Source organism: Pantoea agglomerans NBRC 102470 (genome assembly GCF_001598475.1).
Classification (GTDB): Bacteria; Pseudomonadota; Gammaproteobacteria; order Enterobacterales; family Enterobacteriaceae; genus Pantoea; species Pantoea agglomerans.
Map to the genome: position 1 here is coordinate 1 of NZ_BCZA01000008.1, position 21,066 is coordinate 21,066.

At 56.5% G+C, this 21,066-nt stretch carries 17 protein-coding genes; 9 read left to right on the plus strand and 8 right to left on the minus strand.

Translation table 11 applies throughout. From position 1 onward, the window contains the following. Positions 1-281: 281 nt before the first annotated feature. A complete protein-coding gene (mdtD, locus tag PAG01S_RS16385) occupies positions 282-1,682 on the plus strand; it encodes a multidrug transporter subunit MdtD (protein WP_062759421.1) in 1,401 nt (466 codons plus the stop codon). Here mdtD and rbsR read toward each other — a convergent pair. The 7 genes from rbsR to PAG01S_RS16420 form a co-directional block, all read right to left on the minus strand. Further along, positions 1,679-2,671, minus strand: coding sequence for a ribose operon transcriptional repressor RbsR (gene rbsR / locus PAG01S_RS16390; protein WP_369690930.1), 993 nt, complete (start codon positions 2,669-2,671; stop codon positions 1,679-1,681). The genes mdtD and rbsR overlap by 4 nt on opposite strands. Before the next feature lie 4 nt (positions 2,672-2,675). Further along, positions 2,676-3,605: a ribokinase gene (gene rbsK / locus PAG01S_RS16395; RefSeq protein ID WP_062759423.1), complete on the minus strand. Its 930-nt coding sequence runs from the start codon at positions 3,603-3,605 to the stop codon at positions 2,676-2,678. Positions 3,606-3,667: 62 nt separating this feature from the next. Further along, positions 3,668-4,543: a ribose ABC transporter substrate-binding protein RbsB gene (gene rbsB, locus PAG01S_RS16400; RefSeq protein ID WP_031590976.1), complete on the minus strand. Its 876-nt coding sequence runs from the start codon at positions 4,541-4,543 to the stop codon at positions 3,668-3,670. Between the two features lie 25 nt (positions 4,544-4,568). After that, positions 4,569-5,540 (minus strand): ribose ABC transporter permease, encoded by a 972-nt coding sequence (rbsC, locus tag PAG01S_RS16405; protein WP_010258841.1) that lies wholly within the window; start codon positions 5,538-5,540, stop codon positions 4,569-4,571. Continuing rightward, on the minus strand, positions 5,537-7,045 hold the full coding sequence (rbsA, locus tag PAG01S_RS16410) for a ribose ABC transporter ATP-binding protein RbsA (RefSeq protein WP_062759424.1): 1,509 nt from the start codon (positions 7,043-7,045) through the stop codon (positions 5,537-5,539). The genes rbsC and rbsA overlap by 4 nt, the downstream gene beginning before the upstream one ends. A 7-nt stretch (positions 7,046-7,052) precedes the next feature. Continuing rightward, entirely contained in the window at positions 7,053-7,472 is a 420-nt protein-coding gene (rbsD, locus tag PAG01S_RS16415) for a D-ribose pyranase (RefSeq protein WP_003849483.1), read from the minus strand. A 182-nt stretch (positions 7,473-7,654) separates the two neighbouring features. After that, positions 7,655-8,062 carry a YgiW/YdeI family stress tolerance OB fold protein gene (locus PAG01S_RS16420; RefSeq protein WP_010258845.1) on the minus strand — a complete coding sequence of 136 codons (408 nt, stop codon included), beginning with the start codon at positions 8,060-8,062 and terminating at the stop codon, positions 7,655-7,657. A 162-nt stretch (positions 8,063-8,224) separates the two neighbouring features. Between PAG01S_RS16420 and qseB the strand changes: the two genes are divergently transcribed. Continuing rightward, positions 8,225-8,896: a quorum sensing response regulator transcription factor QseB gene (gene qseB, locus PAG01S_RS16425; RefSeq protein WP_062759425.1), complete on the plus strand. Its 672-nt coding sequence runs from the start codon at positions 8,225-8,227 to the stop codon at positions 8,894-8,896. Next, positions 8,884-10,239, plus strand: coding sequence for a quorum sensing histidine kinase QseC (gene qseC / locus PAG01S_RS16430; RefSeq protein WP_081114160.1), 1,356 nt, complete (start codon positions 8,884-8,886; stop codon positions 10,237-10,239). The genes qseB and qseC overlap by 13 nt, the downstream gene beginning before the upstream one ends. Positions 10,240-10,254: 15 nt before the next feature. Here the strand turns inward: qseC and kup are convergent, their stop codons facing one another. Beyond that, positions 10,255-12,123 carry a low affinity potassium transporter Kup gene (gene kup / locus PAG01S_RS16435; RefSeq protein WP_010258849.1) on the minus strand — a complete coding sequence of 623 codons (1,869 nt, stop codon included), beginning with the start codon at positions 12,121-12,123 and terminating at the stop codon, positions 10,255-10,257. A gap of 291 nt (positions 12,124-12,414) precedes the next feature. Here kup and ravA point away from each other — a divergent pair, with 291 nt between their 5' ends. The 6 genes from ravA to mnmG all read left to right on the plus strand — a co-directional run bounded on the left by ravA (position 12,415) and on the right by mnmG (position 21,061). Beyond that, the gene (gene ravA / locus PAG01S_RS16440; RefSeq protein WP_010258850.1) at positions 12,415-13,911 is read left to right on the plus strand and encodes an ATPase RavA; all 1,497 of its coding nucleotides are present in this window, start codon (positions 12,415-12,417) and stop codon (positions 13,909-13,911) included. After that, a complete protein-coding gene (viaA, locus tag PAG01S_RS16445) occupies positions 13,908-15,368 on the plus strand; it encodes an ATPase RavA stimulator ViaA (RefSeq protein WP_033759308.1) in 1,461 nt (486 codons plus the stop codon). The genes ravA and viaA overlap by 4 nt, the downstream gene beginning before the upstream one ends. Positions 15,369-15,439: 71 nt before the next feature. Beyond that, positions 15,440-17,578 carry a 5-histidylcysteine sulfoxide synthase gene (gene ovoA / locus PAG01S_RS16450; RefSeq protein ID WP_062759426.1) on the plus strand — a complete coding sequence of 713 codons (2,139 nt, stop codon included), beginning with the start codon at positions 15,440-15,442 and terminating at the stop codon, positions 17,576-17,578. Positions 17,579-17,681: 103 nt separating this feature from the next. Beyond that, positions 17,682-18,143, plus strand: a complete 462-nt coding sequence (gene asnC, locus PAG01S_RS16455; protein WP_003849496.1) for a transcriptional regulator AsnC — start codon at positions 17,682-17,684, stop codon at positions 18,141-18,143. A gap of 155 nt (positions 18,144-18,298) precedes the next feature. Next, positions 18,299-18,739: an FMN-binding protein MioC gene (gene mioC / locus PAG01S_RS16460; RefSeq protein ID WP_010258855.1), complete on the plus strand. Its 441-nt coding sequence runs from the start codon at positions 18,299-18,301 to the stop codon at positions 18,737-18,739. A gap of 432 nt (positions 18,740-19,171) precedes the next feature. Beyond that, entirely contained in the window at positions 19,172-21,061 is a 1,890-nt protein-coding gene (gene mnmG / locus PAG01S_RS16465) for a tRNA uridine-5-carboxymethylaminomethyl(34) synthesis enzyme MnmG (RefSeq protein ID WP_010258857.1), read from the plus strand. Positions 21,062-21,066: the final 5 nt, after the last annotated feature.

Genomic DNA, 21,066 nt, shown 5'->3' on the forward strand with positions numbered 1-21,066 from the left:
CTCCGGCGGCGCAGTCTCCTGTGCCTCTCAACCCGTTTTCCGTTTCCGGTTTGCCGTGTCAGTGGAGGCGCATTATAGGGAGTTTCCGCGGGCTGACAAGCGTTTCTTTGAATTAATTTGCTGAGCGCATCTTTTTTAAACGAACGGCTTAAAAAGAGACGTTTCATGGCGGAATAACGCACAAAAATCGCCATTAAACGTTGTAAAGAGACCTGCCGTTGCTTAATGCGGGTGCTATTATTTTGCTTCTTCTCGCAGGATAACCCCAGGAAGGATACTCAATGATAAAATCCGCGCGCAGCATGGCTGGTTTGCCATGGATAGCTGCCATGGCCTTTTTCATGCAGTCACTCGACGCCACCATACTGAATACTGCCCTGCCCGCTATCGCCACCAGCCTCGACCGTTCTCCTCTGGCCATGCAATCCGCCGTCATCAGTTACACCCTGACTGTCGCTATGTTGATTCCGGTCAGCGGCTGGCTCGCCGATCGCTACGGCACGCGCAAGGTATTTATCGTTGCCGTTTCGCTGTTCACCCTGGGCTCGCTGGCTTGTGCACTTTCTCCCACACTCCAGGTACTGGTCATCTCGCGCATCATACAGGGCGTCGGTGGCGCAATGATGATGCCGGTCGCGCGACTGGCGCTGTTACGCGCCTATCCGCGCAGTGAGCTGTTGCCGGTGCTCAACTTTGTCACCATGCCGGGATTAGTTGGCCCGATACTGGGTCCAATGCTGGGCGGCGTGCTGGTGACCTACGCGACCTGGCACTGGATTTTCCTGATTAATATCCCGATTGGCATTCTCGGCATTATCTACGCACGCAAATATATGCCGGACTTCACCACGCCTAAGCGCCGCTTCGACTTTTTCGGCTTCTTATTGTTCGGGGCCGGACTGGTGATGATCTCGATTGGGATTGAGCTGTTTGGCGAACGAATTGTTTCCGCCTGGCTGGCGGGCGGGATATTACTCAGCGGGATTGTGCTTTTGCTTCTTTATATAGTGCATGCCCGAAATCACCCTTCGCCACTGATCAATCTGCCGATGTTTAAAACCCGGACGTTCTCAGTGGGCATCGGTGGCAACATCGCGTCACGTCTTGGCACCGGCTGTGTGCCCTTTTTGATGCCGCTCATGTTGCAGGTCGGCTTTGGCTATTCAGCGATTATCGCGGGCTGCATGATGGCACCCATCGCCATTGGTTCAATACTGGCGAAGTCGACGGTGACGCAACTGCTGCGCGGGCTGGGTTACCGCCGCCTGCTGGTTGGCATTACCGCCATTATTGGCATTCTGATCGCCAGCTTCTCTCTGCAGTCGCCCGCTGAAAGCATCATTGTGCTCTTACTTCCGCTGTTTATTCTCGGCATGGCCATGTCTACGCAGTTTACCGCCATGAATACCATCACCCTGGCCGATCTGAATGATGATAACGCCAGCGGCGGTAACAGCGTGCTGGCCGTGACTCAGCAGCTAGCGATCAGTTTTGGTGTGGCCGTCAGCGCCGCGGTGCTGCGCTTCTACCAGGAGTTTGAAACCAGCACCATTTCACAGTTCCACGCCACATTTCTGACCATGGGCGTGGTAACAGTACTGTCGGCGCTGACCTTTATGCTGCTGAAAAACGGCGATGGTCGTAATCTGATCAGTAATCGCGACAAAAAGAAAAAGCGCTAAACCGATCTACGCACCACCAGTTCCGGCGTCAGCACCAGCGTTTGCTGACTGGCGTCGGGATTGCTGAGACGATGGAGCAGGGTGTCTATTGCCAGTTCACCCAGCGCATCTTTCGGCTGATGAATGGTACTCAGTGGCGGAGTGAGATAGCGCGCCAGTTCGATATCGTCATATCCCATTACCGCCATCTGCTGCGGAACCTGCATGCCGGCCTGATAGAGTGCGTGATAAACGCCCACCGCCATGGCATCGTTGCTGGTGAAAACCGCTTCCGGCGGCGTTTCCAGCGCCAGCAGTTCGACCATCCCGTTGTAGCCTCCCTGGAATTCAAAGTCACCATTCACCACATAGCCGGGCAGAATCGCCAGGCCACTCTTTGTCATGGCGTTGCGATAACCTTCCAGACGCATACGAGCCGGGGTTTTGTCCTGTGGACCGGCGATACAGGCGATGCGGGTATAACCACTGTCGATAAGATGCTGAGTCGCCATCTCCCCGCCCAGCAGCGCGTTATCCTGAATAATGTCACCACGGCCTTCAAACGGCGCCCAGTCCATCATAACGGCAGGTATAGAGGGATAACGGTTCAGAATGTCGGCCGAGGGCAGGTGGCTTTCCGTACACATGATCAATAAACCGTCGACGCGCTTCTGCATCAGCGTTTCCAGGCTGCGGTTCATCCGCTCTTCATCGCCTGCCGTGTTACAGAGAATCAGGCTGTAGCCACGCTGATAGCAGCTCTCCTCCACGCCCCGCACCACTTCGGCATAAAATGGGTTACTACTGGTGGTCAGCAACATACCGATCGTGTGCGTCTGATTGATTTTCAGACTGCGCGCCAGCGCAGAGGGGGCGTAGTTCAGATGGCGGATGGCCTGCTCAACTTTTTCGCGCACGCCTTCACTAACAAAACGATTGTTATTGATAACGTGCGAGACAGTGGAGGTAGAGACGCCCGCCAGGCGAGCGACATCTTTCATGGTGCTCAAATGCTTAGCCCTGCTGCTGCAAAAATTCATCGATCTCCGCGCGCCACGGCACGGAGGGCTGCGCACCCGAGCGGGTAACGGCGATAGCAGCGGCGGCATGGGCAAACCGCACCGCGTCATACATCGTTTTCTGCTCCAGCCGCGCGGTAATAAAGGCGCCATTAAAGGTGTCGCCCGCCGCGATGGTGTCGATAGCTTTAACACTGAAGCCAGCAATACGCTGACCTTCTCCCTGCTCGCTCAGCCAGACACCGCGGCGACCCAGAGTAATCAGAACCGTGCCGATGCCTTTCGCGTGCAGTACTGCCGCAGCGCGGGCGGCATCTTCATCGTTGCTGACCGCAATGCCGGTCAGACTCTCGGCTTCGGTTTCATTCGGGGTAATAATGTCGATCAACGCCAGCAGTTTATCTGAGAGCTGGGTGGCGGGTGCAGGATTGAGAATAACCTGCGTCTGATGCTGTCGGGCAAGCGTCGCGGCGGCCAGCACACTCTCCAGCGGTGATTCCAGCTGCATTAATAGTGCATCGGCGTCGGCGATAACCTGCTGATGGCGCGTCACGCAGGCGGGTGTTAACGCCGCGTTTGCACCGGAGTAGATGCCGATGTTGTTCTCACCGTCACCATTGACGAAAATCATCGCCACGCCGGTTGACTCACCCTCGACCACTTCGACTGGCGTGGTATCAATATTGTCCTGGGCCAGTTGCTGACGAACACGTTCACCAATGTCGTCAGCGCCCACACAGGCGATAAATGCGATATCGGCACCAGCACGACCGGCGGCGACAGCCTGATTCGCACCCTTACCGCCAAACGCAATCTGATAATTCTGCCCGATCACCGTTTCACCGGGACGAGGAAAGTGCGCCAGATTAAGGATGTGGTCAGCGTTAATGCTGCCAAGAACGGCCAGTTTTGCGTTTTTGCTCATTAGGGGAGTCCGGAATAAGTGCGCCACCAGGAGGGTGGCGCAGTGCCCTGCTTTTCTTTGAGTTATTGAGTGACCAGCTTCAGGTCGACCGGGTTGATCGCCTTCACTTTTTCACCCTTCAGCACTTTATCAGCGGTATCTACGCCGATCATGCCAATTTTGTCTGGCATCTGTGCCACAGTCGCGGACAGTTTGCCACCTTCTACCGCTTTAACGCCATCAGCAGTACCGTCAAAACCAACGACGATCACACCAGTTTTACCGGCGGTCTGCAGCGCACGCAGTGCACCTAGCGCCATTTCGTCGTTCTGAGCGAATACAGCCTGAACGTCCGGGTGTGCCTGAAGCAGGTTCTGCATGACGTTCAGACCTTTGGTACGGTCAAAATCGGCTGGCTGGCTGGCGAGGATCTGGAATTTATGCGCATCAGCGGCCTGTTTGAAGCCTTCGCCACGCTCACGGGCGGCAGAAGTCCCGGCAATGCCCTGCAGTTCGATAATTCTGGCGTTTTCGCCGACTTTTTTGGCGATGAAGTCGCCGGCCATTTTACCGCCGAAACGGTTATCGGAGGCGACGTGGCTGACAACGGTGCCCTGTGCCGCAACGCGATCCAGCGTGATAACCGGGATGTTCGCCTGGTTAGCCATCTTCACCGCATTGCCCACAGCATCAGAGTCGGTTGGGTTGATCAGCAGCAGTTTGGTGCCGCGAACCGTCAGATCCTGCACGTTAGCCAGCTCTTTCGCCGGGTTGTTCTGTGAATCCAGCACCACCAGGTTGTAGCCCAGCTTGTCCGCTTCTTTCTGCGCACCCTCTTTCAGCGAAACAAAGAACGGGTTATTCAGGGTTGAAACCACCAGCGCGATAGTATCTTTAGCCATAGCGCTGGTACTGAGCGTTGCGCCAAGGATCACGGCCAGTGCGGTTAACTTTTTCATCATGTCATCCTGTGTAAGGTCAGAGTTATTTACTGCTTTTATTATCTACCAGCACCGCCAGCAGGATTACTACCGCCTTAACGATCATCTGGTAGTACGAAGAGACGCCCATCAGGTTCAGGCCGTTGTTCAGGAAGCCGAGGATCAGCGCGCCAATCAGGGTGCCGAAAATACGGCCCTTACCGCCTGCCAGGCTGGTTCCGCCCAGCACGACCGCAGCAATCGCATCCAGCTCATAGCCGGTACCCGCTGTCGGCTGTGCCGAAGAAAGGCGCGCCACTTCAATGGTGCCTGCCAGCGCTGCCAGCATGCCACTCAGTGAATAGACGATGATTTTGACGCGATTCACATTGATGCCGGAGAGACGCGTTGCCGCTTCATTACCGCCAAGCGCATAGATATAGCGACCCAGGCGGGTGTGCTGCAGCATGTACCAGGCAGCAATAAAGACCAGCGCCATCAGCCAGACCGGCGCAGGGATACCCAGCGGACGACCGATACCAAACCAGCCCAGCAGATCGGCATTGGCATTAAAACCCGTGTTAACCGGACTGCCGTCGGTGTAGACCATGGTGACACCGCGCAGCAGCAGCATCATGACCAGCGTGGCGATAAACGCCTGCACTTTGCCGCGCGCCACAATGGTGCCGGTCAGGGCACCGATTGCCGCTCCCAGCGCCAGCGACGCCGCCACCGCGACCAGGGCATTGACCTCCATACCCACCAGCGATGCACCCACCGCGCCAGTCAGGGCCAGCAGCGATCCTACAGAGAGGTCGATACCAGAAGTCAGGATCACCAGCGTCATCCCGACCGCCATAATGGCGTTAACCGAGGTCTGCTGCAGAATGTTGAACAGGTTCGCCACGGTAAAGAAGTTCGGGCTCTGGCTGGCCACCACGGCGATCAGCACCATCAGCGCAATCAGCGACTTCTGTTCAAGTAGCCAGCTTTTGCTAAACCAGCGACGGCTGGCAGGTAAAGTTTGGGTCGTCATACCACTAAATCCTCGCTGTGTTGCTTGCCTACGGCGGCTGCCATCAGGCTCTCCTGAGTGGCTTCTTCTCGGGTAAATTCGCCGCTGATACGGCCTTCATGCATCACCAGAATCCGATCGCTCATGCCCAGCACTTCCGGCATTTCCGAGGAGACCAGAATGATGCTCAGCCCTTCGGCTTTAAACTGGTTAATCAGTTGATAGATCTCTTTCTTCGCGCCGACATCCACACCGCGTGTCGGTTCATCCAGAATCAATACGTTAGGCCGGGTCATCAGACCGCGGGCAATCGCCACTTTCTGCTGGTTGCCGCCCGAAAGCAGACCAATGGGCTGCTCCATTGAAGGCGTTTTAACGTTAAACAGCCGGATAAAGTCGCCCACCGCCAGCTGCTCTGCCGCATGTTTCAGCTTGCCGCTGCCGTGACTGAAATAGCCTAACGCTGTCAGCGACATGTTCTCTTTTACTGACATGCCCAACACCAGGCCATCGCGCTTACGATCTTCGGAGATATAGACGATGCCGTTAGCCAGCCCATCCTGCGGTGAGCGCGTCACCACTTCCCGACCATTGAGCCACAGTGTGCCTTCGCTACGCGGCAGGGCGCCGTAAAGCACCTTCATCAGTTCGGTACGGCCCGCGCCCATTAAGCCGGAAACCCCAAGGATTTCACCTTTGCGCAGGCTGAAACTGACGTTATCCACGCCCGGTCCGCTGACGTTCTCCACTTTAAGCCGCACGTCGCCTGGTGCCTGATCAATATGGGGATATTGATCTTCCAGCTTACGGCCGACCATCATTTCGATCAGGCTCTCTTCGGTCAGTTCGCTGACCGGGCGTTCAGCAATAAACTGACCGTCGCGGAACACCGTGACGTCATCGCAGATCTCAAAGATCTCTTTCATGCGATGCGAGATATAGACGATGCCGCAGCCCTGCGCTTTCAGTTCGTTGATCACCCGGAACAGCGACAGCGTTTCGGTATCGGTCAGCGCATCGGTCGGCTCATCCATGATGATCACCTGCGACTCAAAGCTCAGGACTTTGGCGATTTCGACCATCTGCTGATCGCCAATCGACAAATCCCCCACCAGCTTGTGGCTGTTGAAGCGCAGATTAAGCCGTTTAAGCAGCGCATCGGCTTCGGCATACATGCGCGGCCACTGGATACGGCCAAAACGGCTGACATATTCGCGGCCGAGAAAAATATTCTCCGCCACGGTTAATTGAGGGATCAGGTTCAGTTCCTGATGAATGATGCCAATACCCGCTTCCTGAGACGCTTTCGGCCCACTGAAACGGGTCTCTTTGCCCAGCCAGCGCAGCGTACCAGCATCATATTGATAGATGCCGGTCAGAACTTTCATCATGGTGGACTTGCCTGCGCCGTTCTCGCCCACCAGCGCCATCACGCGTCCTGCCCGGACATTCAGCGACGCCCCCTTGAGGGCTTTCACACCCGGAAAGGATTTTTCAATGCCGTCGAGTTGCAGTAAAAGTTGCATAGCGGCCTCAGAAGGTCACACCGGCGCTGAGGATGACATTCGCAAACGGAGAGCACTCTCCGCTGCGAATGACCGCCTGACTACGCTGCGTTTGTTGTTTGAATTGTTCATGACTGGTGTAGCTGATGGTGATGATATTCCCCTGGTGCTGTTGCAAGGCTTCGAGCACGGCGACAAGCGCGCTATGAAGTTGCGGATTATGCTGCTTAATCTCTTCCGCGATCAGGGCGCTCTCTACCTGCATCTCCAGTGCGACAGCATTAACCACCTGCATAAAATCGGGCGTACCCGGCGTGAGCGCTAAATCGATGCGCTGCGGTCCGGCCGGAATCGGCAAGCCTGCATCGGCAATCGTCAGCGTATCCGTGTGTCCCAGGCGGGCAATCACATGAGAGAGTTCAGCGTTTAACAAGCGACCTTTTTTCATCTTTTCACTCCACAGCGAAACGTTTCGCTGTCAGGAGTGTATGAAAAGCCGCCATCAACTCAACCGGCAAAGAAGAAATCTGTGATCGCTATCGAAACGTTTCGCTCACGCGGGGAGAAATTTGTATTAAGTCGGGGGACGGGCTGAAAAAAGGGCCGCGAACGCGGCCCCGGAGGAGAGGATTAAGGCAGTTTCTTAACCTGCTTAACGTCCATCTCAATGCTGTTGAAATCTTTATCCAGTTCACCCGTCAGCTCGACGTTGTCTTTAGGTGAAATAGTCTGGCCGTTCCAGTGCTTGTGGTCGATTTCGACTTTCATGGTGCCGGTCTGGTCGCGGAACAGATAATCTTCGTTGCCGATCTGTTTCTCCAGCTTACCGCGCACGGTGACCCAGCTGTCATCCTTCATCTCTTCAGCCTGCTTTACGGTCACCACACTGGTGTGATCGGCACTGAATCCGCCCTGACCAGCTGCTGCCTGCGTCTGTGCGGCTGGCGCACTGGGATCAACAAATCCACCCTGCTGTGCAGCGAAAACCGGGGCGGAAGCCAGCATTACGACGGCCAGAATTGCAGCGTGCTTTTTCATTTTGTCACCTCTTTTCCATGATGTGGTTCGTCTTGTTGAGCTTAGTTGACCATAAAGTTCTTAACAGCTTCTTAAGAGGCAAAAATAAGCTATTTTCGCCGAAATCAGCTGTACAAGCAGGAAGTTGCTTCGTATAAAGCGCTATCGGAACAGGGAGACGTGATGCGTATTTTACTGATTGAAGATGATCGTTTAATTGGCGACGGTATCAAGGCAGGGCTGAGTAAACTGGGCTTCAGCGTTGACTGGTTTACCTCTGGTGAGGCGGGCTTTAACGCGCTGGAGGCCGCGCCCTGGGATGCGGTGATCCTGGATCTCTCTCTGCCCGAGCGGGATGGGCTCGATATTCTGCGGCAGTGGCGACAGCAGGGCAAAGATGTACCGGTACTGATACTGACCGCACGCGATGCGCTCGATCAGCGGGTCGAAGGCCTGCAACTGGGAGCCGACGACTATCTGTGTAAACCCTTTGCCTTAACCGAAGTGGCTGCTCGCTTACAGGCGCTGATCCGCCGCCGTCATGGCCAGCTGCAGCCCGAACTCCGGCACGGTAATGTGGTGCTGATACCCGGCAGCCACAGTGTGATGCGCGAAGGTGAGGCGATTACGCTGAAAAGCCGTGAACTGGCGCTGCTGGAACTGTTTATGCGAAACCCGGGCCGGGTGCTGACACGCAGCCAGCTGGAGGAGAAGCTCTACAGCTGGGACGCCGATGTCTCCAGCAATGCGGTAGAGGTTCACATTCATCATCTGCGTAAAAAACTGGGCAGCCAGTTTATCCGCACGCTGCACGGCGTCGGTTATACCCTGGGAGCGGCTGAATGCGATCAATGAGCCTGTTTCTGCGGCTGGGTATCGGTTTTGTGCTGCTACTCGGGATCTGCTGGGCCAGCGCCAGCCTGAGTGCCTGGCATCAGACACGTGAAACCCTTGATGAGCTCTTCGATACCCAGCAGATGCTGCTGGCAAAGCGTCTGCTGACGCTGGATTTCTCCTCGCTGGACAACGCCACTCTGCCTAAAACCAAAGAGATACTGCGCCACCATCGCGGCGATCAGGATGACGACGCCCTGGCCTTTGCCGTCTTCACGCGCGACGGCCGGCAGGTGATGAATGATGGTGACAATGGCCGCTACCTGCCGTTTGAGGCGGAGTATCAGGGATTTCATGAGGGTCAGCTCACCAATGATGACGATCGCTGGCGGTTTGTCTGGCTGACTACGCCCGACCAGCAGTTCCGGGTGGTGGTGGGTCAGGAGTCCGAATACCGTGACGACATGACGCGGGATCTGATGAAAGCCAGCATGCTGCCCTGGCTGATCGCGCTGCCCTTTATGTTGCTGCTGCTGATCGGTCTGGTCTGGTCTGAACTGCGCCCTCTGAAGACGCTGGCACAGCAGCTGGCGCAGCGCGCGCCCGATGATGATACGCCGCTGCAGGCAGACCGCGTGCCGAAAGAGGTGCAACCGCTGATGGTCGCGCTCAACGGTCTGTTCAGCCGCATCAGCGCAATGATGCAGCGTGAACGGCGCTTTACCTCTGATGCCGCACATGAGCTGCGCAGTCCGCTGGCCGCGCTGCAGGTGCAAAGCGAGGTGATCCAGCTGACTGCGGATGATGAAGTGATGCGAAGCCATGCGCTGCAGCAACTGGATGCCGGCATTATCCGCGCAACCCGGCTGGTGGATCAGCTGCTGACGCTCTCACGGGTTGAAGCAGATGATGCACGCAGCGCCTTCGAAACGGTGGCGCTGAAACGCACGGTCCAGGAGACGCTGGCTGCACAGCTGCCGCTGGCGGATAAAACGGGTGTCACGCTGCGGCTGCATGCTGACGCCGATCCGCAGATTCAGGGGCATCCGCTGTTACTGTCACTGCTGGTGCGTAATCTGCTGGATAATGCCATTCGCTATACGCCAGCAGGCAGCGAAGTTGATGTGCGGCTTCAGGCGAATAGCCTGTCGGTAGAGGATAACGGCGAAGGTCTGAGTGCAGCCGATCTGCAACGGCTTGGTGAACGTTTCTGGCGACCGCCAGGTCAGGAGAAAAGCGGAAGCGGGCTGGGATTATCGATAGTCCGCAATATCGCCCAGTTGCACGGGATGCAGGTCAGCTTCAGCCAGCGCTCGGGCGGCGGATTATGCGTTATGCTGCGCTGGTCAGCGCCCGCCCCGTAAGGCGGGCGCTGCAGATCAAATCTCGACCTGGGTGCCCAGCTCAATCACCCGGTTTGGCGGGATCTCAAACTGGTCTGGCGCACGGAGCGCATTGCGCTGCAGCGCCAGGAAGAGTTTGCCACGCAGGCGCAGATACCACGGCCGTTTGCCGATAATCAGCGACTCATGCGACATGAAGAACGATGTCTCCATCATGCGGCAGTTGAGCCCTTCCAGCCCGCAGCGGTGGAAAATCTCCTCGACGTTTGGCGTTTCGCGCCAGCCGTAGCTGGCCACCACCCGCCAGAAGGTGGGTGACAGCTGCTCAATCGTCACGCGACGCACGTTATGCACGTAAGGCGCATCTTCTGTCCGCAACGTCAGCAGCACCACCCGCTCATGCAACACTTTGTTGTGTTTGAGGTTATGCAGCATGGCAAACGGAATCACATTCAGCGCACGCGACATATAGACCGCCGTACCCGGCACGCGAACCGGCGGCGATTTCTCCAGTGACGCGATCATCGCCTCCAGGGAGTTGCCATGCTCGTGCATGCGGCGCAGCAGGCGGAAACGTTCGCTTTTCCACGTCGTCATAATGATAAACATCACCAGGCCGAGACAGAGCGGCAGCCAGCCACCGGAGAAGATTTTCACCAGGTTGGCGGTAAACAGCGGCACATCGATACAGAGCATCAGTACCAGGATGACGGCAACCGCCAGCTTATTCCAGTGCCAGTTTTTAACCGCCACGGTACAGGAGAGCATCGCGGTCAGCACCATGGTGCCGGTGACGGCGATACCGTAGGCCGCAGCCAGATTACTTGAATGCTCAAAGCTGATAATCACAATCAGCACGGCGAAGTAGAGTACCCAGTTAATCACCGGAATATAGATCTGGCCCGATTCGCGCTCAGAGGTGTGGATGATACGCATCCCCGGCAGATAGCCCAGTCGCACCGCCTGACGCGTCAGCGAGAAGACGCCGGAGATCACCGCCTGCGAGGCAATCACCGTGGCCAGCGTCGCCAGAATCAGCATCGGGATCAGCGCCCAGTCCGGCGCCAGCAGGAAGAAGGGATTTTTAATCGCTTTGGGATCGCTGAGTAACAGCGCGCCCTGACCAAAGTAGTTCAGGACCAGCGACGGCAGCACCACCGAGAACCAGGCCAGTCGGATCGGCACTTTACCGAAGTGACCCATATCGGCATACAGCGCTTCAACCCCGGTAATCGCCAGTACCACCGCGCCAAGCGCGAAGAATGAGACAGATTTATAGTGCAGGAAGAACTCGACCGCGTAGGCGGGATTCAGCGCATGCAGCACTTCCGGGTTTTTCATGATGCCGCTGACCCCCAGGATCGCCAGCACCAGGAACCACACCAGCATCACCGGCGCGAAAAGTTTGCCCACCATGCCGGTGCCATGTTTCTGAATCGCAAACAGCAGCGTCAGCACCGCAATCGACATCGGCACAATAAAGGGATCCAGCGACGGCGCGGCAATCTCCAGGCCTTCAATGGCTGACATCACCGAAATGGCCGGCGTGATGACCACTTCCCCATAGAAGAAGCTGCCGCCAATCAGGCCCATGATCACCAGCACTGCCGTGGCGCGTGCACCCGTATGGCGGCCCGCCAGCGACATCAGTGTCAGAATACCGCCTTCACCAGCATTGTCGGCGCGCATCACATAACTGATGTACTTCAGTGATACTACCAGCACCAGCAGCCAGAAAATCAGCGACAAAAAGCCAAACACCGCTTCCCGCTCAACGCCGAAGCCGAACTGTCCGGAGAGACATTCACGCAAGGTATACAGCGGACTGGTGCCGATATCCCCGTAAACAACACCAATAGCGGCCAGCGTTAATCCGCGAAGTGACTGCTTATTATCCGAGCTCATAGAGTTATCTTTTGTTGGAGTCTAAGAGGCGCAACAACCCCTCGCTCAGGCCATCAAAAAGCGCACAGTATGCACGGTTTGCCGAAAATTCCTATACCCGCTTCGCCTGTCTGCCAGGGTAACGGGGTGGTTTCAGGCATTAAAGCGTTAATCAGCGCCGCTTTCAAAGCAGGCAAACCTTATGAAACAAAAAAGCTGACAGCTATCAACGCTTTCACGCATGATGATCTATAGAGTAAGGCGCTTGCTGAAGCGCGGCGGCCCGACGATCGTAAGGACATTGAAGTGATTATGGCTCAACCCCATCTTTTGGCAGAAAGAATTTCTCGCCTTAGCAATGCGTTAGAAAAAGGATTGTATGAGCGACATCATGCCATCCGCCTTTGCCTGCTGGCAGCGCTGAGCGGTGAAAGCGTATTCCTGCTGGGACCGCCCGGCATCGCCAAGAGCCTGATTGCCCGCCGCCTGAAATATGCCTTTCAGCACGCCCGCGCCTTTGAATATCTGATGACCCGTTTCTCCACACCGGAAGAGGTGTTTGGCCCGCTATCTATTCAGGCACTGAAGGATGAAGGGCGCTATCAGCGCCTCACTAAAGGTTATCTGCCCGACGCGGAGATTGTTTTTCTGGATGAGATCTGGAAAGCCGGCCCGGCGATTCTGAATACCCTGCTGACCGCTATCAACGAACGCCGCTTCCGCAATGGCGACAGCGAAGAGGCCATTCCGATGCGTCTGCTGGTCACCGCCTCTAATGAAATGCCGGAAGCGGACAGCGGCCTTGAAGCGCTCTATGACCGGATGCTAATCCGCCTGTGGCTGGATAATGTGCATGAGAAGCAGAACTTTCGCAGCATGCTGACCCATCAGCAGGATGAGCACACCAATCCGGTCGCGGAATCCCTGCGCATTAGTGATGAGGAGTATGCGCAGTGGCAGCTCGGCATCAGTCAGGTCAGCCTCCCGGATGCGGTGTTCGAGCTGATTTATCAGCTGCGCCAGCAACTGGAAAGCCAGCCCGCCGCGCCCTATATTTCCGATCGTCGCTGGAAAAAAGCTATTCATCTGCTGCAGGCCAGTGCCTTTTACAGTGGCCGCAGCGCCATTGCGCCGATAGACCTGATCCTGCTGAAAGATTGCCTCTGGCACGACGTCGCGTCCATGCAGCTGCTGGAGCGCGAAATCGATCAGCTGATGACACAGCACGCCTGGCAGCAGCAGCCGATGCTGCTGAAACTGCATCAGATAAAAGCGCGTCGCATGGCTCTGCAGCAGCAACAGAGCATCGCACAGGCGATCACCCTGGAAAAACACAGTGGGATGTTCAGTCGCAAACCCCATTACGATCTGCCGGAAAGCTTCACTGATGAGCAACTGACGCTGATGCTGCAAAAGCCGCTGATGCTGCATGACATGCAGGTGACACATCTGGTTATCGCGCGTGATGCACTGAATCAGTGGCTGCAGAAAGGGGGCGAGGTTCGCGGCAAGCTCAATGGAATTGGCTTTGCGCAGAGTCTGGATTTACAGGTGGATGCACAGCACTGCCTGGCTATCCGTGATGTCAGCCTGCAATCGTCGCGTCTGACACTGCCTGGCGTCAGCAATAGCGAGCCGCTGCCTGGTGAGATCACCGAAGCGCTGGATGCACTGGAGAGTGAACTGCGGTCGCAGCGTCATCTGTTCAGCCAGCACCAGCGCTGCCTGTTTATCAGTGATGACTGGCTGGCGCGGGTTGAAACCAGCCTGCAGGATGTGGCGGAACAGTTGAAACAGGCGCGTAAATGATCCCACTGGAGACGCTCAGCACACTGCTCTCCGTGGGTGAAACCGAACTGATTGAAGAGCTGATTATTGCCCTGCTGGCGTCTCCACAGCTGGCGCTGTTTTTTGAAAAATTTCCCGGGCTGAAAAAAGCACTGTTACGCGATGTGCCACGCTGGCGAGCGGAGATCAACGCTGAGCTCAAAGCCACGCCGGTTCCGGCCACGCTGGCCGAAGAGTTTCAGCTGTTCCAGCGGGTACAACTCCTCAGCGATCGTGAATTCAGCCACCAGCTGAATGCCACGCTTCAGGCGCTTGAAAGCCTGCCTTCCCCTTTTCTGGATGAAGCCAACCGGCTGCTGCAGCACACCGATATCAGCCATCTCAGCAGCGCGCAGCACCAGCTTTTTCTACAGCGCTGGCGGCTGAGCCTGACCTTACAGACCCTGACGCTGAATCAGACGTTGCTGGAGCAGCAGCGCGAACGCCTGCTGGCGGAACTGCAGCAGCGTATGGCGCTGAGCGGTCAGCTGGCACCGATTCTCGGCGACGATGACGAAGCCGCCGCTGGCCGGCTGTGGGACATGAGCAAAGCGTCACTGCAGCCTGGCGACTATCAGCTGATGCTGCAATATGGCGACTTTCTGGCGCAGCAGCCGGAGCTGCTGAAACTGGCCCAGCAGCTGGGTCGCAGCCGCGAGGCAAAATCGGTGCCGTCGCAGGATGCCCCTATGGAGGCCTTTCACCATATGGTGCAGGAACCTGCGGCCGTGCCGGAGGAGGTCAGCGGCATTCACCAGAGCGATGACGTGCTGCGTCTGCTGCCGCCGGAGTTAGCTGCGCTGAGTATCAGTGAACTGGAGCTGGAGTTTTACCGGCGGCTGGTAGAGAAACGGCTGCTGACCTACAAGCTGCAGGGCGATGCCTGGCATGAAAAGGTCACGATGCGTCCGGCCAGCCACCAGCAGCATGAAGAGCAGCCACGCGGGCCTTTCATCGTCTGCGTCGATACCTCGGGTTCGATGGGTGGCTTCAATGAGCGCTGCGCCAAAGCGTTTTGTCTGGCGCTGCTGAAAGTCGCGCTGGCCGATCGCCGTCGCTGCTACATCATGCTGTTTGCGCATGAGGTGATCGGCTATGAACTGACCGGTGATGACGGGCTGGAACAGGCGATTCGCTTTCTCAGTCAGCGCTTTCGCGGCGGCACCGATCTGGCAGCCTGCCTCTCTTCCGTTGTGACCCGGATGGAAGGTGCACTGTGGCAGGAAGCCGATGCGGTGATCGTCTCCGATTTTATTGCCCAGCGTCTGCCGGAAGAGGTGATCGGGACCATTAAAACGCGTCAGCGAAATAATCAGCAACGTTTTCACGCCGTGGCTATGTCGGCCCACGGGAAACCAGGCATTCTGCGCATCTTCGACCATATCTGGCGTTTCGATACCGGCATGAAAAGCCGTCTGCTGCGTCACTGGCGGCGTTAAGTCATCGGGCAGAAATGCATATTTGCTATAGTAAATTACCGTTTCACTTACTCAGCAATCTGGAGCTTCCTGTGACGCTTGCTCAACCTCATCGCGATCTGCCTGCGCCGACGCGAACGCTACTGCTCTCCGGCCATAACATTGAACAAAAACGTGCCGAATTGCTGGCCTATTTCCACCAGACCTGGGAACAGTATGAAAGTCTGTTTACCTGTCTGGCCGATTCCCAGGCCTGGTTTACCAAAGCCATTCCGCTGCGCCATCCTTTAATCTTCTATTTTGGCCACACCGCTACCTTCTACATTAATAAGCTGATGGCCGGACGCCTTATCGACGCGCGTCTGGACGATCGTATCGAAGCGATGATGGCGATTGGTGTGGATGAGATGAGCTGGGACGATCTCAACGACAACCACTATGACTGGCCTACTGTCGAAGAAGTCCGCGAATACCGCGGGCGCGTTAAAGCGCTGGTCAGCGATCTGATCCAGACCCTGCCGCTGACTCTGCCGATCACCTGGGAAAGTCCGGCCTGGGTGATCCTGATGGGCATTGAGCATGAGCGTATTCATCTGGAAACGTCCAGCGTACTGATACGCCAGTTACCGGTCGGGTGGGTGAAACCCCAGCCTGCGTGGCCGGTCTGCCCGATGGCGCGCCACCAGCGCGAGGCTGTTCCGGCCAATACCCTGCTGCCGATGCCCGGCGGCACCGTCACGCTGGGTAAAACCGACGAGACCTATGGCTGGGATGTCGAATATGGCCGCCAGCAGATCGCGCTGCAGCCGTTCAGGGCGAGCAAAATGCTGGTCAGCAACGCGGAATTCCTGGCGTTCGTTGAGGCGGGGGGTTATCAGGACGCTCGCTGGTGGGATGACGAAGGCTGGGGCTGGTGTCAGTTTGCAAAAGCGGAGATGCCCACCTTCTGGGTCGGCACGCCTGCGATGCCCGATCAGCTTAAACTGCGTCTGATGTGTGAAGAAGTCGCAATGCCGTGGGACTGGCCAGCCGAGGTTAACCAGCTGGAAGCGGCGGCCTTCTGCCGCTGGAAAGCGGATCAGACGGGAATGAGTGTTCAGCTCCCCTGTGAAGCGGAGTGGGCTCAGCTGCGCGAACAGGTCGCGGGCGATCAGCCGGATTGGGATCGGGCACCGGGCAACATTAACCTTGCATACTGGGCTTCCTCTTCACCGGTCGATCTCTTCGCCCAGGGCGACTTCTTCGATATCGTCGGTAACGTCTGGCAGTGGACGACCACGCCGACCAACGGCTTTGAAGATTTTAAAGTCCACCCGCTTTACGATGATTTCTCTACCCCGACCTTTGATGGCAAACATTCGCTGATCAAAGGCGGTAGCTGGATATCGACCGGCAACGAAGCGCTGAAATCGGCACGCTATGCGTTCCGCCGCCACTTCTTCCAGCATGCCGGTTTCCGCTACGTGGTTTCCAGCCATCAGGAAACCATGGCGCTGAACCCGTATGAATCTGACGCCATGGTGTCGCAATACCTCGACTTCCAGTATGGCCCGCGCTATTTCGGCGTGGATAACTATGCCGAAAGCCTGGTAAACCTGGCGCTGAACTACACCACGGCACGCGGCGAGGCACTGGATATCGGCTGTGCCACCGGACGCGCCAGTTTTGAACTGGCCCGCCACTTTGAACGTGTCACCGGCATGGACTACTCGGCGCGCTTCATCGATGTGGCGCTTCAGCTGGCCAGCGGCGAAGACTTCCGTTATCTCCTGCCACAGGAAGGCGATCTGGTGGAGTATCGCCAGGTTCGCCTGAAAGATTTCGCGCTGGAGAGCGAACTGGCGCAGCGGATTCAGTTTGTTCAGGGCGACGCCTGTAACCTTAAGCCGCAACCCGCCCGTTACGATCTAATACTTGCATCCAACCTGATCGATCGCCTGCGTCAGCCCGCACGCTTCCTGCGGGATGTCACGCCGATGCTGCGTCAGGGCGGCATTCTGGTGCTCTCATCGCCCTATACCTGGCTGGAGGATTTCACGCCGAAGGAGAACTGGCTGGGCGGCGTGCGTGAAAACGGTGAGGCACTGACGACGCTGCAGGCACTGCAACGTCTGCTGGCGGCCGACTTCGACCTGGTCGATGAACCGCAGGATAAACCGTTTGTGATCCGCGAAACGGCCCGCAAGTTCCAGCACACGCTGGCGCAGGTCACCGTCTGGCGCAAACGCTAAGTGAACCGGCAGCGACGCCCGTCGCTGCCGGGAGTTGCCTGAACCACTATTTTGCTGCACATTCATCCTTGTTTACTTAAGCAGACCAATAACGAGGATGGCCATGGCCGAACATCTGCAGCTCGATAACCTGGATCGCGGCATTCTGAATGCCCTGCTCGACAATGCGCGCACTGCTTACGCCGAGCTGGCAAAACAGTTTAACGTCAGCCCCGGCACCATTCATGTCCGCGTGGAGAAGATGAAGCAGGCGGGCATTATCCTGGGCACCCGGGTTGATATCGATCCGCGCCAGCTGGGGTTTGATGTCTGCTGTTTTATCGGCATTATCCTTAAGAGCGCGCGTGACTATCCGGCGGCGCTGAGCAAACTGGATGCGCTGGATGAAGTGGTTGAAGCCTGGTACACCACCGGCCACTACAGCATCTTTATTAAGGTGATGTGCCGGTCCATTGATGCCCTGCAACAGGTGCTGATCAACAAGATCCAGACCATAGATGAAATTCAGTCGACGGAAACGCTGATCTCGCTGCAAAACCCGATCATGCGCACTATCAAGCCCTGATCCTTCTCCGCCTTGTGCATAATCTTATCCCTGACGAATGTGGCGGCTGGCAACGGCTGCGTTCGCTTCTCTTAATCTATTAACCCTGTTGTCCACAGGTGGATCACCGCTTGATCACAGCGTACAATGCTCGCCTTAATGTCCGGGAGAGCAAGATGGCCGATATCACCTTAATCAGTGGCAGTACTCTGGGTAGCGCAGAGTATGTGGCTGAACATCTGGAAGAAAAATTACAGGAAGCGGGCTTCTCAACGCAGATGCTGCATGGCCCGGAGCTGGATGAAGTGCCACATGAGGGTATCTGGCTGGTGGTCTGTTCAACTCACGGTGCAGGCGATATTCCCGATAACCTGCTGCCGCTGTTCGAAGCCATCACGGAAAGCCAGCCCGATCTCTCGCAGGTCCGGTTTGGTGCCATCGGACTCGGCAATCATGAATATGATCTCTTTTGTGGCGCGATCCGCCAGATTGAAGCCCTGTTAATTGCTCAGGGTGCCCGCCAGATCGGCGATCGTCTGGAGATTGATGTGCTGGAGCATGAGATCCCTGAAGATCCCGCGGAAGCCTGGCTGGAAAGCTGGAAAAAAGCGATCTGAAGGGGGCTGGGGATCGCGAAATAGTGACGATCCCCAGTGGAACATGCTGATTTTATCCTTTTCCGCTCGTTTATTTTGTGGATAACTACCCTCTTTTACTGCGTATAACCGGTAGTTATCCAAAGAACAACCGTAGAATGAATTTTGAGCTGTGGATAACATGCCATTTTGATCCCAGCTTATACGGATCAGGATCACCGATCACTAACAGGTAGTGATCCTCTTCATCCTGTTGTTTCTGCTGTGCTTCTGGCACATATCCACAGAAAAGCGGGATCCTAATAAGAGATCTAACAGAAAGATCATATACAGATCTAAGATCCTTTCTTTTAAAACCGGACGATCCCGCGGCTTTCACCCCAGACGGAATTTGAGTAGAATCCACGCCCCAGGACGACGATCCTGCAAGTTCATCAACCGAGGTACCACTTCATGTTTTATCAGGATCCTTTTGACGTCATCGTAATTGGTGGTGGTCATGCGGGCACCGAAGCCGCAATGGCGGCAGCCCGAATGGGTCAGCAAACCCTGTTACTCACCCATAACATTGATACGCTTGGACAAATGTCCTGTAACCCGGCGATTGGTGGGATTGGCAAAGGACATTTGGTGAAGGAAGTGGATGCCCTGGGTGGTCTGATGGCCAGTGCGATTGACCAGGCGGGTATCCAGTTTAGGATACTAAACGCCAGCAAAGGTCCGGCAGTGCGGGCAACTCGTGCTCAGGCGGATCGCGTGCTCTATCGCCAGGCAGTGCGTACGGCACTGGAGAACCAGCCCAATCTGATGATCTTCCAGCAGGCGGTCGACGATCTTATCGTGGAAAACGATCGTGTGGTGGGTGCAGTCACCCAGATGGGACTGAAGTTCCGCGCGAAAACCGTCGTCCTCACCGTCGGCACGTTCCTTGACGGCAAAATTCATATCGGTCTGGATAATTACAGTGGCGGTCGCGCAGGTGATCCCCCGTCCATTCCGCTGGCAAAACGACTGCGTGCGCTGCCGCTGCGGGTAGACCGCCTCAAGACTGGTACGCCACCGCGTATCGATGCGCGCACCATCGATTTTTCAGTGCTCAGCCCGCAGCACGGCGATAACCCGATGCCGGTTTTCTCGTTTATGGGCAATGCGTCTCAGCATCCGCAGCAGGTACCGTGCTGGATCACTCACACCAATGAGAAAACCCATGAGGTGATCCGCAATAATCTGGATCGCAGCCCGATGTATGCCGGGATCATCGAGGGGATCGGTCCACGCTACTGCCCGTCTATCGAAGACAAAGTGATGCGCTTTGCCGATCGTAACTCGCATCAGATCTTCCTGGAGCCGGAAGGGCTGACCAGCAATGAGATCTACCCGAATGGCATCTCAACCAGTCTGCCATTTGATGTGCAGATTCAGATCGTTCGCTCCATGCAGGGCATGGAGAATGCGAAGATCGTGCGTCCGGGCTATGCCATCGAGTATGACTTCTTCGATCCACGCGATCTCAAACTGACGCTGGAGAGCAAATTTATTCACGGCCTGTTCTTTGCCGGCCAGATCAACGGCACAACCGGCTACGAAGAAGCCGCTGCACAGGGGATGCTGGCGGGGCTGAACGCCGCCCGTCAGTCTGCGGACAAAGAGGGCTGGGCACCACGTCGTGACCAGGCTTATCTGGGCGTACTGGTTGATGACCTCTGCACGCTCGGTACCAAAGAGCCGTACCGGATGTTTACCTCCCGTGCTGAATATCGTCTGATGCTGCGCGAAGACAATGCCGATCTGCGTCTGACCGAAACCGGTCGTGAACTGGGTCTGGTGGATGATGCGCGCTGGGCGCGTTTCAATCAGAAGCTGGAAGCGATTGAACAGGAGCGTCAGCGCCTGCGCGATATCTGGGTCCATCCGAAGTCAGAGCACGTGACGGAAGTGAATACGGTACTCAGCGCGCCGCTGACTAAAGAAGCGAGCGGCGAAGATCTGCTGCGCCGTCCTGAGCTGACCTATCTGAAGCTGATGACGCTGGATGCCTTTGGTCCGGCACTGGCTGATGAGCAGGCCGCTGAGCAGGTTGAGATTCAGGTCAAATATGAAGGTTATATCGCGCGTCAGCAGGAAGAGATCGATCGCCAGCTGCGCAACGAGAACACGCTGTTACCGGTGGAGCTCGACTATCGCCAGGTGAACGGCCTCTCAAATGAGGTTATCGCCAAGCTGAACGATCACAAACCGAGTTCGATTGGTCAGGCGACGCGTATCTCCGGCATTACGCCGGCGGCCATCTCAATTCTGCTTATCTATCTGAAAAAACAGGGTCTGCTGCGTAAAAGCGCCTGATCTGA

Excerpts from the sequence above, each read along its gene's own strand:
- mnmG (WP_010258857.1), top strand. The coding sequence starts at position 19,172 with ATGTTTTATCAGGATCCTTTTGACGTCATCGTAATTGGTGGTGGTCAT.
- qseC (WP_081114160.1), top strand. The coding sequence starts at position 8,884 with ATGCGATCAATGAGCCTGTTTCTGCGGCTGGGTATCGGTTTTGTGCTG.
- viaA (WP_033759308.1), top strand. The coding sequence starts at position 13,908 with ATGATCCCACTGGAGACGCTCAGCACACTGCTCTCCGTGGGTGAAACC.
- PAG01S_RS16420 (WP_010258845.1), bottom strand. The coding sequence starts at position 8,062 with ATGAAAAAGCACGCTGCAATTCTGGCCGTCGTAATGCTGGCTTCCGCC.
- rbsB (WP_031590976.1), bottom strand. The coding sequence starts at position 4,543 with ATGAAAAAGTTAACCGCACTGGCCGTGATCCTTGGCGCAACGCTCAGT.
- mdtD (WP_062759421.1), top strand. The coding sequence starts at position 282 with ATGATAAAATCCGCGCGCAGCATGGCTGGTTTGCCATGGATAGCTGCC.
- kup (WP_010258849.1), bottom strand. The coding sequence starts at position 12,123 with ATGAGCTCGGATAATAAGCAGTCACTTCGCGGATTAACGCTGGCCGCT.
- mioC (WP_010258855.1), top strand. The coding sequence starts at position 18,299 with ATGGCCGATATCACCTTAATCAGTGGCAGTACTCTGGGTAGCGCAGAG.
- asnC (WP_003849496.1), top strand. The coding sequence starts at position 17,682 with ATGGCCGAACATCTGCAGCTCGATAACCTGGATCGCGGCATTCTGAAT.
- ravA (WP_010258850.1), top strand. The coding sequence starts at position 12,415 with ATGGCTCAACCCCATCTTTTGGCAGAAAGAATTTCTCGCCTTAGCAAT.
- rbsC (WP_010258841.1), bottom strand. The coding sequence starts at position 5,540 with ATGACGACCCAAACTTTACCTGCCAGCCGTCGCTGGTTTAGCAAAAGC.
- rbsD (WP_003849483.1), bottom strand. The coding sequence starts at position 7,472 with ATGAAAAAAGGTCGCTTGTTAAACGCTGAACTCTCTCATGTGATTGCC.
- rbsK (WP_062759423.1), bottom strand. The coding sequence starts at position 3,605 with ATGAGCAAAAACGCAAAACTGGCCGTTCTTGGCAGCATTAACGCTGAC.
- qseB (WP_062759425.1), top strand. The coding sequence starts at position 8,225 with ATGCGTATTTTACTGATTGAAGATGATCGTTTAATTGGCGACGGTATC.
- rbsA (WP_062759424.1), bottom strand. The coding sequence starts at position 7,045 with ATGCAACTTTTACTGCAACTCGACGGCATTGAAAAATCCTTTCCGGGT.